Here is a 13124-nt window from a genome sequence, read left to right as displayed (position 1 = left end):
GGGTTTCATCGGATGTGCGTGCGCGGAGGGTTGGGGGCCGATCACGCCGGTGATCGACCCTGCTTGCAGCCTATTTCAGGCAGTAGAGGTGATAGACGCCTTCCTCGGCTTCGATGCCGTGGGTGTCGTGGGTGAGCCCCGGGAAGGAGCGGTCGAAGCTCTCCAGCGCCTTGAGGTAGCTGAGCAGCGGGCCATCGGCCGGGCCGGCACTCTCGCCGGGCATCAGCAACGGAATGCCTGGCGGGTAGGGCACGATGCCGGTGGCGACGACGCGTCCCGCGGCCTGCTCCAGGGTGACCAGCTCGATCTCGTCCTTGACCAGTTTTTCGTAGGCTTCCACCGGGCTGAGTTCGGCTTGCGGCAGCATGCCGAACGCCGCCGCCATGTTGGCGGTGGTGCGGGTTTCGCCCATGGCGGTGAAGATCTGCTCGGCCAGGTCCCTGATTCCCATGCCCTTGTAGCGCTGCGGATGGCTCTGCACCAGGTCCGGCAGGCACATCTCCAGTTCCAGGTTGTCGTCGTAGTCGCGCTTGAAGTCGAGGAGGGCGTTGACCAGCGTGCCCCACTTGCCCTTGGTGATGCCGATGGAGAAGAGGAAGAGGATGGTGAAGTCGGTGGTTTTCTCCACCACGATGCCCTGGCGGCCCAGGTAGGCGGTCAGCACGCAGGCCGGAATGCCGCTGGGCAGCAGGTTGCCGTCGTCGCCCATGCCCGGAGTGAGCACCGAGACCTTGATCGGGTCGAGCATGCAGTAGCCGTCTTCGATGTCGCCGAAACCGTGCCAGGTTTCGTTCGGGTGCAGCACCCAGCAGTACGGCTCGCTTTTCAGGAAGGCTGGATCGACTTCGTGGAATGGCAGCTCCATGCCATCGACCTGCAAGGTCGGCGGCTGCCAGCAGGTGAAGAACCAGTCGTCCTTCGCCCCCATGTCGCTGTGCATGCGTGACAGCACCTGGCGGAACGACACGGCTTCGTCGATCGACTCGCTGGTGAGGATCAGCCCGCTGGGTGCTTCCATCATCGCCGAGCTGACATCGCACGAGGCCATGATCGCGTAGTTGGGCGAGGTCGAGGCGTGCATCATGAACGACTCGTTGAAGCGCCCATGCGAGATCGCCCGGCGCCCGTCACGCACGTGGATCATCGAGGCCTGCGACAGGGCGGCGAGCAGCTTGTGGGTCGACTGGGTGGCGAACACGGTTGGCCCGTTCGGGTCGTGGTCTTCCGGGTTGCCATGCATGGCAAAGCGTTCACGGTAGATCGGGTTGAAGCGCGCATAGCCATACCAGGCTTCGTCGAAGTGCAGACGGTCGACGCTGTCGCCGAGCAATTGCTCCACGCGCGTGACGTTGTAGCAGAGGCCGTCGTAGGTCGAGTTGGTGATGATGGCGTGCTGCGGTGTGGTGTCGATGCCGTCCTTGACCAACGGGTTGTCGGCAATGGCCTGTTTCACCGCCTCGGCGCTGAGGGTCTGCGGCAGGATCGGACCGATGATGCCGTAGCGGTTACGCGTTGGCACCAGGTAGGTCGGGATCGCGCCGGACAAGGTCATCGAGTGCTCGGCGGACTTGTGGCAATTGCGGTCGCACAGGGCAATCTGGTTGCGGGTGACGCTGGCCATCAGGATGACGCGGTTGGAGGTCGACGAGCCGTTGGTGACGTAGTAGGTGCGGTGCGAGCCGAACACCTTGGCGGCGTAACGCTCGCCCTGGCCGATCGGGCCGCTGTGGTCGAGCAGCGAACCCAGTTCACCGACCGAGATGGACAGGTCCGAACGCAGCAGGTTTTCCCCGAAGAATTCGTAGAAAGCACGCCCGGCGGTGCTCTTGAGGAAGGCGGTGCCACCGGCATGGCCCGGCGTGTGCCAGGAGTATTCGTAGGTGCGCGAGAACTTCAGCAGCGCGCCGAACATCGGCGGCAGCACGGCCTGCCGATAGCGCTCGATGGCGGCGAGAATCCGTCCGCTGATGAACACGCTGGTGTCTTCGGGCAACCAGATGAAGTCATCGGCGTGCTGCATGACCAGCAGGGGAATGGTCGATACTGCGGCGCGGTCGCTGATCAGGAACACCGGCACCCGCGTATTGCGCGCACGCAGGTCGGTGAGCAGAGAAATGCAGGCGCTCTGGCCTTCGCTCTTGTCCATGTCCCAGTTCAGCAGCAGGCACTGGATGGCCGGATCGGAGCGGACGATGGTGGAGGCGTCACTGAAGGATTCGGCGACCAGCACGCTGATCGAGCGCTCCTCCATGTCGGAGACCAATTGGCCCAGTGAGCGGCCGAAGACGGTGCGGTTGTCTGGTGGGTTGCTGACGACCAGCGCCAGCATGCCCAGGGTATGCCTGTTCTGACTCATGACAGATGCTCCCTCATTCCTTATGGGTTGTGTTTGGCCGCTTCGATCTGCGGAGCCGGGGTCATGTGGTCAACGGCCTTCTGTTCGGCTTCGAGACGCATCAGACGGGTATTGACGTAACCGAACAGCGTGTAGCCGGCGATGGTCGCTACGCCGCCGAGCATCAGCGCCTCGGCCCCGGAGCTGTATAGCGCCAGGTAGCTGTACGCGGCAGCGACCGCGGCCACGATGTTGGTGATGAGCGCCTGCTTGGGCGGCACGTTGGAGACCTTCTGGATCGTCGCCAGCGCAGCCATCGAGAGGATGTACGGGATGATATTGGTGACCACCGCGAGGTTGACCAGGGTGTCGAACTGCTTGGTCAGGTCCGGGCTGATGGTCAGCAGTGCCAGCGCCGTTTGCGCCGCCAGCAGGATCAGCATGCCGACGATGGGGGTGCCAGCCTTGTTGACGATGGCAAAGACCGGCACGAAGTAGCCGGTGTCGGCCGAACTCTTGAACACCTGGGCGATGGTGAACTGCCAGCCGAGCAGCGAGCCGATGCAGGCCAGCACCATCATGCCCATGACGATGCTGCCGACCATGGGGTTGAACATCTTGGCGAAGACCAGGCCGAACGGTGCGGTCGAGCTGACCAGCTCCGGGTTGGCAACGATGCCGGCGATGACGTTGGTCGAGACGATATAAATAACTGCTGCACCGATGGTGCCGCCGAGTACGGCGATCGGGACGTTGCGCTCGGGGTTTTCCACCGCGTCGGTGTTGGCGCAGGCGGACTCCAGGCCGAGGAACGCCCAGAGGGTGATCGCTACCGAGGCGCCGGCGGCCTCCAGGTAGGATTTGCCATGAGGGTTCCAGCCTTCGGCATAGATCGACGAGTCGAACCAGAACCAGCCAATGGTCGACACGGCCACGACGGGCGCGATCACGCCCCAGACGGTGACCGAACCGATCTTGCCGGTGATGCTGGCACCGCCGAAATTGGCGAAGGTGGTGATCCAGAGGAGGGCGATGGTCATCAGGCCGACATTCAGCGGGCTCAGCTGCCAGCCGAACAGCACCTGGATGTAGCCCACTGCCGTGATGCTGATGGCGACGTTGGCGATCAACAGGGAACTGCCGTAGGTGTAGTTGGTCAGGTAGTTACCGGCCTTGCCGAAGGTGTACTCGGCGTAGCCGCCCATGCCGCCGGTCTTGCGGCTGAGCATGCCGCAGCGGGCGAAGGCATAGGCCAGGGCCAGTGAGCCGGTGGCCGTCACCAGCCAGGAAAGAATCGAGATCGCACCGATTTCGGCCAGTTTGGTCGGCAACAGAACGATGCCCGAGCCGAGCATGTTCACCGCGGTCAGCATGGTCAGTTGACCGACGCTCATTTTTTTGGCTTCTGCCATTTCAGCACTCCCTCCACAATAGAAAGCGCGAGCAAACGCCGGCGCTTGACGTAATCAGGTACTGCGACAACGCGATATTTACTTATTCATGTGTGAGAAGACACAAAACACGAATCGTGGAGCGGGGCGGTTGCCCTGGATCAAGCGGAAGGCATGGCGGGAGTCAAAAGAGGCCTTCCTGTGCTCTTTCGACCGATCTGAGGGGGCTTGGATAGTGGCGCAATGACATCCTTTTACTCCCTTTCGAAGGCTCTAGAACGCACCTTTCAGGCGAGATAGAAGCTTTCTGAAGGCTAGCACGAGTTATCCGTTTAGCCAGTCCGGTGGTCAACTTCCGGACGGCGGTCCGAGTCGTTTGTGTGCAGGTGCAGAGGATCAACCTGAAGACAGCAGGAGATGCAATCCGCAAACTGCTTTCGACGCTACCTGGGTAGAGCATCTGGAGATAATGAGCGATGGCGATGACTGCAATCTATGCGGAGCGTGAACCGAGTCGGGCCGAGATCGACAGTTTGCCCGGCGTAACCCTGATCGAGTTCGGGGCGCCGTGGTGTGGCCACTGCAAAGCGCTGCAGCCGATTCTGACGCAGACGTTCGCGGCAAATGCGCAGGTGCGGCATATCAAGATCGAAGATGGCAGCCGCAGACCATTGGGCCGTTCATTCCGCGTGAAGCTCTGGCCGACATTGATCTTCCTGCACGAAGGACAGGAAGTGGCTCGACTGGTACGGCCAACGGAGCAGCGGCTAATCGACGAGGCCTTCGAGCAACTGAAAAGCAGAGGGTGAACGCTGCACAGCGGAATCTGGAGCTGCATCCGTATAATATTCGTAATTTAACATAATATACATTATGCGCAGTTATGTATGATGCGTTATGTACGTAGAGTCACGGATTTGATTGGATTAAACGGGATGCAACGGCCAGGGACCATTGAATGGGTTTTGCTTTGAATGGATGGAGCGCTGTTTACCTCAGCCTGCACGGGTCAGGCTGAGGCTCTGCCTGCGATCAGACTTCGATCACCACGCGGCCGTGGCTCGGGCAGGTTTCCATGCGGCGATGAGCGTCGACGACTTTGTCGAAAGCGAACACCTGATCGATCTGTGCTTTCAGCAGACCATCACCGGTCAACTGGTTGATCGCCAGCAAGGCTTTGGCGACGGCTTCCTTGTCCTGGGGAATGGACAGTTCTTCCTTGCCGGTGAAGTTGCCGATGCAGTGCACGAAGAACTGGATGTTCTTCTGGAACGCTGCGCACGCCGGGAACGGCGTTTCGTTGCCGCCCTGCAGGCCGAACAACACGAGGCGACCACGAGGCGCCAGCACGTCACCGAGCAGGCACATTTGCGGACCACCCAGGGCGTCCATGACGATGTCCACGCCGCGGCCGTCGGTGAGTTTGTTCACCCGGCTGACCAGGTCCTGCTCCTCGGTGAGGATGACCTGATCGGCACCCAGCTCGCGCAGGTAGTCCTTGTCGTCGGGGTTGCTCGTTGCGGCGATCACGTGCGCGCCGAGGGCTTTGCCCATCTGCACGATGTACGGGCCCCAGCATTGGCTGGCCGCGGTGACCAAGACGCTTTCACCCGCTTTCAGGCGCGCCAGGTCGGTAAAACCGAACCAGCCAACCATCGACGGCAGGTAGTGCACGGCAGCCTGTTGCGGCGTGAGCACGTCGGGATAACGGGTCAGCGATGCACGCGGCAGCACCACGTCTTCGGCATAACCGGGATAGCGGTTGACACTGTGCCCAGGGAAACTGGCAACCTTGTCGCCCACGGCCAGGTCATCAACGCCTTCGCCAACAGCCGTGACGACGCCGGCGATTTCGTGGCCGAGCCCGGCCGGAAGCTGCGCCGGTGTGCTGGCCAGGTTCTGCCGCCAGAGCACGTCGATCCAGCTCACGCCGATCGCTTCGGTTCGCACCAGCACCTCGCCAGCACCAGGCGACGGACACGGGCGCTCTTCTATCTTGAGGACATCTGCCTCGCCGAACTGATGAAAACGAATGATGCGGGACATCTCAAACCTCGTCGGTTAACCCCTTATGGCCACGGACTTTATCCGGGCTTTGGGGGCAATACCACCCGGCGGTACTGATAGTGACCATGCCTGGCGATGATTCTGCCGTTATCAACCACGTTTCACGCGGCAGGTAGCTTGCCTGCGGGTACGCATCCGCATTAGCCTGACTCGCGCTGCACTTCACGCAGTTCCTTGCACAGTGGACACCGGATGAACCGCAACGATCTCCGCCGCGTCGATCTCAATCTGCTGATCGTTTTCGAAACGCTGATGCATGAGCGCAGCGTAACGCGTGCCGCCGAGAAATTGTTCCTCGGTCAGCCGGCGATCAGCGCCGCACTGGCACGTCTGCGTTCATTGTTCGACGACCCGCTGTTCGTGCGCACGGGGCGCAGCATGGAGCCTTCGGCTCGCGCGGTCGAGATCTTCGCCCTGCTCTCTCCCGCCCTCGACTCCATTTCCACCGCTGTCAGCCGCGCCGCCGAATTCACCCCAGCCACCAGCAATGCGGTGTTCCGTATCGGCCTCTCGGATGACGTCGAGTTCGGCCTGCTGCCGCCGCTGATCAAGCGCCTGCGCGCGGAAGCGCCCGGCGTGGTGCTGGTGATTCGCCGCACCAACTATCTCTTGATGCCGGGCCTGCTGGCCTCCGGCGAGATCTCCGTCGGTGTCGGCTACACCGAAGACTTGCCGGCCAACGCCAAGCGCAAGGTGCTGCGCCGCAGCAAACCCAAGCTGCTGCGTGCCGACACGATTCCCGGCAACCTCAGCCTTGAAGACTTCTGCGCCCGCCCGCACGCGCTGGTGTCGTTCGCCGGTGACCTCAGCGGCTTCATTGATGAAGAGCTGGAGAAGGTTGGCCAGAAACGTCGCGTGGTCCTCGCCGTGCCGCAGTTCAACGGCCTGGGCACCCTCCTCTCCGGCACCGACATCGTGGCCACCGTGCCGGATTACACCGCCGCGGCGCTGACCGCTGCCGGTGGTGTACGTGCCGAAGACCTGCCGATCCCGATTCGTTCGTTCGAGCTGCACATGGCCTGGCGCGGCGCCCAGGACAACGATCCGGCCGAACGCTGGCTGCGTTCGCGTATCCAGATGTTCTGCGGCGACCCGGACAGCCTCGAGTAATCGCCTGCCGCAGCGTCTGCTGCGGGCATTCCGTCAGCATGGGCGATCAGCCTGGCAAGTAGCTGCCCATCATTCCTGCTGATAATTAACTTCGCATTATTCGATTCGTCGTATGTAAGAGTGCGCAGCAGACTCCGCCCATTCCCAAATCCGATGGCGGAGTCCCACATGGAACAGTCAAAGAAAACAATCTGGCACTTCCCCTTGGCCCTGGCGGCCGTTCTGGTGTTGAGCGCGTGCGGCAAGTCCGAGGAAACCAGCCAGCAGATGCCGGCCGCCAAGGTCAGCGTCGCCGAAGTGATCCAGCAACCGATCAATGAATGGGACGAGCTCACCGGCCGCCTCGAAGCCCCGGAGTCGGTTGAGGTCCGCCCACGGGTGTCCGGCTACATCGACCGTGTGGCCTTCGACGAAGGCACCCTGGTGAAGAAAGGTGACCTGCTGTTCCAGATCGACCCGCGCCCGTTCGAGGCCGAAGTCAAACGTCTGCAGGCCCAGTTGCAACAGGCTCGCGCCGGTCAGACCCGCGCCAACAATGAAGCCCGCCGTGGCGAGCGTCTGCGCCAGAGCAACGCGATCTCCGCCGAACTCGCCGATGCCCGTGACAGCGCCGCTCAGGAAGCCCAGGCTGCAGTCGCTGCGATCCAGGCCGAACTGGACAACGCCAAGCTCAACCTCAGTTTCACCCGCGTCACCTCGCCAATCGATGGCCGCGTCAGCCGCGCGGAAATCACCGAAGGCAACCTGGTCAACGCCGGCCAATCGCTGCTCACCTCGCTGGTTTCCACCGACAAGGTCTACGCCTACTTCGATGCCGACGAGCGCGTGTTCCTCAAGTACGTGGAGCTGGCGCGCAAGGCCGGTGGTGATGCCCGCGGCAAGAGCCCGGTGTACCTCGGCCTGTCCAGCGAGGACGGCAACCCGCACCTGGGGCAGCTCGACTTTCTCGACAACCAGGTCAATCCGCGTACCGGCACCATCCGTGGCCGCGCGGTGTTCGACAACCGTGACGGCGGCTTCACCCCCGGTCTGTATGCCCGCCTGAAACTGGTCGGCAGCGGCACCTACGACGCCACTCTGATCCAGGATGTCGCCGTCGGTACCGACCTGGGCAAGAAGTTCGTCCTGGTCCTCGGCGCCGACAACACCGTCAGCTACCGCTCGATCGAGCTCGGGCCAAAGGTCGAAGGCCTGCGCATCGTGCGTAGCGGCTTGGCCAAGGGCGAGAAGATCGTGGTCAACGGCCTGCAGCGCGCCATGCCGGGCTCCACCGTCGACCCACAGGCCGTGCCGATGGCCGACAAGGACACCGAAGCAGCCCTGGCGCGCTTGCGCCAGGCCGTCGACGGTCGCGACGCTCCCCGCGTAGCAGAAAAGAACAGCGCCGACACCCCACGCGGCTGACAGATAGCGCCCTGGTGCGCGCCGCGCACCCTACCCCTGAATGACCGTAGGGTGCGCCGTCGTGCGCGCCGGAGCCCGAGGATTACCCATGAATTTCTCCCAGTTCTTCATCAAGCGGCCGATTTTCGCCGCGGTGCTGTCGCTGCTGATCCTGATCGCCGGTGCGATCTCGCTGTTCCAGCTGCCGATCAGTGAATACCCGGAAGTGGTGCCGCCCACCGTGGTGGTACGCGCCAACTTCCCCGGCGCCAACCCCAAGGTGATCGGTGAAACCGTCGCCTCGCCGCTGGAGCAGGCCATCGTCGGCGTGGAAGGCATGCTCTACATGTCCTCGCAGTCGACCAACGACGGCAAGCTGACCCTGACCATCACCTTTGCCCTGGGCACTGACCTGGACAACGCCCAGGTGCAGGTGCAAAACCGCGTGACGCGGACCATGCCGACCCTGCCCACCGAGGTGCAGCGGCTCGGTGTGACCGTGGACAAGGCCTCCCCGGACCTGACCATGGTGGTGCACCTGACTTCGCCGGATCAGCGCTACGACATGCTGTATCTGTCCAACTACGCCGCGCTCAACGTGAAAGACGAGCTGGCGCGCCTGGACGGCGTCGGCGACGTGCAGCTGTTCGGCATGGGCAACTACTCGCTGCGCGTGTGGCTCGACCCGAACAAGGTCGCCTCGCGCAACCTCACCGCCACCGATGTGGTCAACGCCATCCGCGAACAGAACCGCCAGGTCGCGGCCGGTGCCCTTGGCGCGCCGCCCTCGGATGCCGGCAACAGCTTCCAGCTGTCGATCAACACCCAGGGCCGCCTGGTCAGCGAGGAAGAGTTCGAGAACATCATCATCCGTGCCGGTGACGATGGCGAAATCACTCGCCTGAAGGACATCGCCCGTATCGAGCTGGGCTCCAGTCAGTACGCCCTGCGTTCGCTGCTGAACAACCAGCCGGCGGTGGCCATCCCGGTATTCCAGCGCCCTGGCTCCAACGCCATCGAGATCTCCGACTCGGTGCGTGAGCGCATGGCCGAGCTGAAGAAGAGTTTCCCTCAAGGCATGGACTACGAGATCGTCTATGACCCGACCATCTTCGTGCGTGGCTCCATCGAGGCGGTGGTTCACACCCTGCTCGAAGCCATCGTGCTGGTGGTGCTGGTGGTGATCCTGTTCCTGCAGACCTGGCGCGCCTCGATCATCCCGCTGGCCGCCGTGCCGGTATCGCTGATCGGTACCTTCGCCGTGATGCACATGTTCGGTTTCTCGCTCAACGCCCTGTCGCTGTTCGGCCTGGTGCTGGCCATCGGCATCGTGGTGGACGACGCCATCGTCGTGGTGGAGAACGTCGAACGTAACATCGGCCTCGGCAAGTCGCCGGTGGACGCCACGCGCCAGGCCATGAAGGAAGTGACCGGTCCCATCGTCGCCACCGCCCTGGTGCTGTGCGCCGTGTTCGTGCCGACCGCGTTCATCTCCGGCCTCACCGGGCAGTTCTACCAGCAGTTCGCGCTGACCATCGCCATCTCCACGGTGATCTCGGCGATCAACTCGCTGACCCTGTCGCCAGCCTTGGCCGCCGTGCTGCTGAAGGATCACCACGCGCCGAAGGACCGCTTCTCCCGCGTGCTCGACAAGGTTTTTGGCGGCTGGCTGTTCAACCCGTTCAACCGCTTCTTCGACCGCGCCAGCCATGGTTACGTCGGCACCGTGAAGCGCGTACTGCGCGGCAGCTCGATTGCCCTGGTGGTTTACGGTGGCCTGCTGGTCCTCGGCTACCTCGGGTTTTCCAGCACGCCGAGCGGTTTCGTGCCGCAACAGGACAAGCAGTACCTGGTCGCTTTCGCCCAGCTGCCGGATGCCGCCACCCTCGACCGTACCGAGGACGTGATCAAGCGCATGTCGGAAATCGCCGGCAAGCACCCGGGCGTGGAAAACACCGTGGCCTTCCCCGGCCTGTCGATCAACGGTTTCACCAACAGCCCGAACAGCGGCATCGTCTTCACCCCGCTCAAGCCGTTCGACGAGCGCCGTGATCCATCGATGTCCGCCAGTGCCATCGCCGCCGAGCTGAATGCCCAGTTCGCCGACATCCAGGACGCCTACATCGCGATCTTCCCGCCGCCGCCCGTGCAGGGTCTCGGCACCATCGGCGGCTTCCGCCTGCAGGTGGAGGACCGCGGCAGCCTGGGCTACGAGGAACTCTACACGCAGACTCAGAACATCATCGCCAAGGCGCGCGCACTGCCCGAGCTGGACCCGATGTCGGTGTTCACCAGCTACCAGGTCAACGTGCCGCAGGTGGAAGCCAATATCGACCGCGAGAAGGCCAAGACCCACGGCGTGGCCATCAGCGACATCTTCGACACCATGCAGGTGTACCTGGGTTCTCTGTACGCCAACGACTTCAACCGCTTCGGCCGCACCTACCAGGTCAACGTCCAGGCCGACCAGCAGTTCCGCCTGGAGCCCGAGCAGATCGGCCAGCTCAAGGTGCGCAACAACCGTGGCGAGATGATCCCGCTGTCGACCTTCGTCAAGGTGGACAACAGCGCGGGGCCGGATCGGGTGATGCACTACAACGGCTTCCTCACCGCCGAGATCAACGGCGCGGCAGCCCCAGGCTACAGCTCCGGCCAGGCCGAGGCGGCGATTGCCAAGCTGCTCAAGGAGGAACTGCCCAATGGCATGACCTACGAGTGGACCGAGCTGACCTACCAGCAGATCCTTGCCGGTAACACCGCGATCTTCATCTTCCCGCTCTGCGTGCTGCTGGCCTTCCTGGTACTGGCGGCCCAGTACGAAAGCTGGAGCCTGCCGCTGGCGGTGATCCTGATCGTGCCGACCGTGCTGTTCTCCGCCATCGTCGGGGTGATCCTGGCCGGTGGCGACAACAACGTGTTCACCCAGATCGGCTTGATCGTACTGGTGGGCCTGGCGTGCAAGAACGCCATCCTCATCGTCGAGTTCGCCAAGGAGAAACAGGAAGAAGGCATGGACCGCGTCGCCGCGGTACTGGAAGCCTGTCGCCTGCGTCTGCGCCCGATCCTGATGACTTCCATCGCCTTCATCATGGGCGTGGTGCCCCTGGTGCTTTCCAGCGGTGCCGGCGCCGAAATGCGCCACGCCATGGGCGTCGCGGTGTTCAGCGGGATGATCGGCGTGACCTTCTTCGGCCTGCTGCTGACCCCGGTGTTCTACGTGCTGATCCGCGGTTTCGTGGAGAAACGCGAGGCCAAGAAGGCCAAGCCATTGAATGAGGTGCACGCATGAAACACCCAGTCTCTGACCTCCTCGTCCTGGCGCCGCTGTACCTGGCCCTGGCCGCCTGTGCCGTAGGCCCCGACTACCAGGCGCCGGCTACCGAGCCGGCCACGGTGGCCAGCGCCGAGGCGATGGAGCTTGACCGCAGCCGCTTCGAAACCACCTGGTGGCAGCAGTTCGACGACCCGACCCTGAACCAGCTGGTGCAGCAGTCGCTCAAGGAAAACCGCGAACTGCGCGTGGCGTTCGCCCGCCTGCGCGCCGCCCGCTCGATCCGCGACGACGTGGCCAACGACCAGCTGCCGACCGTGACCAGTCGCGCCAGTGGCGAGTTCGGCAAGGCCCAGCAGCCGCCGACCAGCGAGGAGCGCGTGCGTCAGGAACGTTATGACCTGGGCCTGGACATGGCCTGGGAACTCGACCTGTTCGGCCGCATTCAGCGCCAGATCGAAAGCAGCGAAGCGCAGATCGACGTGGCCGAAGCCGAGCTGTACCAGCTGCAGGTCAGCCTGATCGCCGAGCTGGTGGATGCCTATGGCGACCTGCGCGGTGCGCAACTGCGGGAACGCATCGCCCGCGAGAACCTGAAGAACCAGCAGGAGTCGCGTGGCCTCACCGAGCAGCTGCGCGACGCCGGCGTCGGCAACGAACTGGACGTGCTGCGTGCAGATGCGCGCCTGGCCGCCACCGAAGCCAGCCTGCCGCAACTGCAGGCCGAAGGGGCGCGGGCGCGCAATCGCATCGCCACCCTGCTCGGTCAGCGGCCGGAGCAGCTGTCGGTAGACCTGTCGCCGCAGCCGCTGCCGGTGATCGCCAAGGCGCTGCCGATCGGCGATCCGGCCGAGCTGCTGCGTCGCCGTCCGGACATCCGCGCCGCCGAACGCCAACTGGCTGCCTCTACCGCCAATATCGGTGTGGCCACCGCCGACCTGTTCCCGCGGGTCAGCCTCAGCGGCTTCCTCGGCTTCACCGCCGGGCGTGGTTCGCAGCTGGGTGCTGCCGATGCGCGAGCCTGGGGCGTGGCGCCGAGCATCACCTGGGCGGCGTTCGACCTGGGCAGCGTGCGGGCTCGCCTGCGCGGTGCCAAGGCCGAAGCCGATGGTGCCCTGGCCAGCTACGAGCAGCAGGTGCTGCTGGCCTTGGAAGAGTCGGAAAACGCCTTCAGCGATTACGCCAAACGCCAGCAGCGCCTGGTCTCCCTGGTGCGCCAGTCCGAAGCCAGCCGCGCCGCCGCGCAACAGGCCGCCGTGCGCTACCGCGAAGGCACCGTGGACTTCCTCGTGCTGCTCGACGCCGAACGCGAACGCCTGGCTGCCGAGGACGCGCAGGCGTTGGCCGAGGTCGAGCTGTACCGCGGCATCGTCTCCATCTACAAGGCGCTGGGCGGTGGCTGGCAACCACAGGCCTAAGAACCCATTAACGGGTTCTGACGCGAAACTGTTCCTCCTGGGCTGACGCTCCCCCTTGTCGGCCATTGCGCTCCCCACGGTCCCGTTCCAGACCGTGGGGATTTTTTTGCCTGGAGAATCCAGGGCGATACAGGCATCGGCGCTTGCCG

General features: G+C 63.7%; 8 protein-coding genes. 5 read left to right on the top strand and 3 right to left on the bottom strand.

Annotation, left to right across the window (positions count from 1 at the left end; translation table 11 throughout):
* Nucleotides 1–70: 70 nt before the first annotated feature.
* Together IB229_RS13935 and potE are read right to left on the bottom strand one after the other, a co-directional pair.
* Nucleotides 71–2356 carry an Orn/Lys/Arg decarboxylase N-terminal domain-containing protein gene (locus tag IB229_RS13935; protein ID WP_192329916.1) on the bottom strand — a complete coding sequence of 762 codons (2286 nt, stop codon included), beginning with the start codon at nt 2354–2356 and terminating at the stop codon, nt 71–73.
* Between the two features lie 20 nt (nt 2357–2376).
* Nucleotides 2377–3747, bottom strand: coding sequence for a putrescine-ornithine antiporter (potE, locus tag IB229_RS13930; RefSeq protein ID WP_192329915.1), 1371 nt, complete (start codon nt 3745–3747; stop codon nt 2377–2379).
* Nucleotides 3748–4202: 455 nt separating this feature from the next.
* On the opposite strand from potE, the gene IB229_RS13925 reads away from it, so the two are divergent.
* Nucleotides 4203–4535: a thioredoxin family protein gene (locus IB229_RS13925; protein ID WP_192329913.1), complete on the top strand. Its 333-nt coding sequence runs from the start codon at nt 4203–4205 to the stop codon at nt 4533–4535.
* Nucleotides 4536–4758: 223 nt separating this feature from the next.
* On the opposite strand, the gene IB229_RS13920 is transcribed toward IB229_RS13925, so the two are convergent.
* Nucleotides 4759–5772 (bottom strand): zinc-dependent alcohol dehydrogenase family protein, encoded by a 1014-nt coding sequence (locus tag IB229_RS13920; protein WP_192329911.1) that lies wholly within the window; start codon nt 5770–5772, stop codon nt 4759–4761.
* Between the two features lie 213 nt (nt 5773–5985).
* On the opposite strand from IB229_RS13920, the gene IB229_RS13915 reads away from it, so the two are divergent.
* The 4 genes from IB229_RS13915 (at nt 5986) to IB229_RS13900 (ending at nt 12975) form a co-directional block, all read left to right on the top strand.
* A complete protein-coding gene (locus tag IB229_RS13915; protein WP_225579152.1) occupies nt 5986–6903 on the top strand; it encodes a LysR family transcriptional regulator in 918 nt (305 codons plus the stop codon).
* Between the two features lie 168 nt (nt 6904–7071).
* Nucleotides 7072–8307, top strand: a complete 1236-nt coding sequence (gene mexE, locus IB229_RS13910) for a multidrug efflux RND transporter periplasmic adaptor subunit MexE (RefSeq protein WP_192329909.1) — start codon at nt 7072–7074, stop codon at nt 8305–8307.
* A gap of 88 nt (nt 8308–8395) precedes the next feature.
* Nucleotides 8396–11575 (top strand): efflux RND transporter permease subunit, encoded by a 3180-nt coding sequence (locus IB229_RS13905; RefSeq protein WP_192329907.1) that lies wholly within the window; start codon nt 8396–8398, stop codon nt 11573–11575.
* A complete protein-coding gene (locus tag IB229_RS13900) occupies nt 11572–12975 on the top strand; it encodes an efflux transporter outer membrane subunit (protein ID WP_192329905.1) in 1404 nt (467 codons plus the stop codon). The genes IB229_RS13905 and IB229_RS13900 overlap by 4 nt, the downstream gene beginning before the upstream one ends.
* The last annotated feature ends 149 nt before the right edge of the window (nt 12976–13124 follow it).

The sequence above is a fragment of the Pseudomonas sp. PDM14 genome (assembly GCF_014851905.1).
In the GTDB taxonomy this organism is placed as follows: domain Bacteria; phylum Pseudomonadota; class Gammaproteobacteria; order Pseudomonadales; family Pseudomonadaceae; genus Aquipseudomonas.
The sequence above is the reverse complement of the archived record's forward strand: the minus strand, read 5'-3'. Positions and strand labels throughout refer to the sequence as shown.

What these genes read in the sequence shown, in the direction of transcription:
- IB229_RS13935 (WP_192329916.1), bottom strand. Translation starts at nt 2,356, where the DNA reads ATGAGTCAGAACAGGCATACCCTGGGCATGCTGGCGCTGGTCGTCAGC.
- potE (WP_192329915.1), bottom strand. Translation starts at nt 3,747, where the DNA reads ATGGCAGAAGCCAAAAAAATGAGCGTCGGTCAACTGACCATGCTGACC.
- IB229_RS13925 (WP_192329913.1), top strand. Translation starts at nt 4,203, where the DNA reads ATGGCGATGACTGCAATCTATGCGGAGCGTGAACCGAGTCGGGCCGAG.
- IB229_RS13920 (WP_192329911.1), bottom strand. Translation starts at nt 5,772, where the DNA reads ATGTCCCGCATCATTCGTTTTCATCAGTTCGGCGAGGCAGATGTCCTC.
- IB229_RS13915 (WP_225579152.1), top strand. Translation starts at nt 5,986, where the DNA reads ATGAACCGCAACGATCTCCGCCGCGTCGATCTCAATCTGCTGATCGTT.
- mexE (WP_192329909.1), top strand. Translation starts at nt 7,072, where the DNA reads ATGGAACAGTCAAAGAAAACAATCTGGCACTTCCCCTTGGCCCTGGCG.
- IB229_RS13905 (WP_192329907.1), top strand. Translation starts at nt 8,396, where the DNA reads ATGAATTTCTCCCAGTTCTTCATCAAGCGGCCGATTTTCGCCGCGGTG.
- IB229_RS13900 (WP_192329905.1), top strand. Translation starts at nt 11,572, where the DNA reads ATGAAACACCCAGTCTCTGACCTCCTCGTCCTGGCGCCGCTGTACCTG.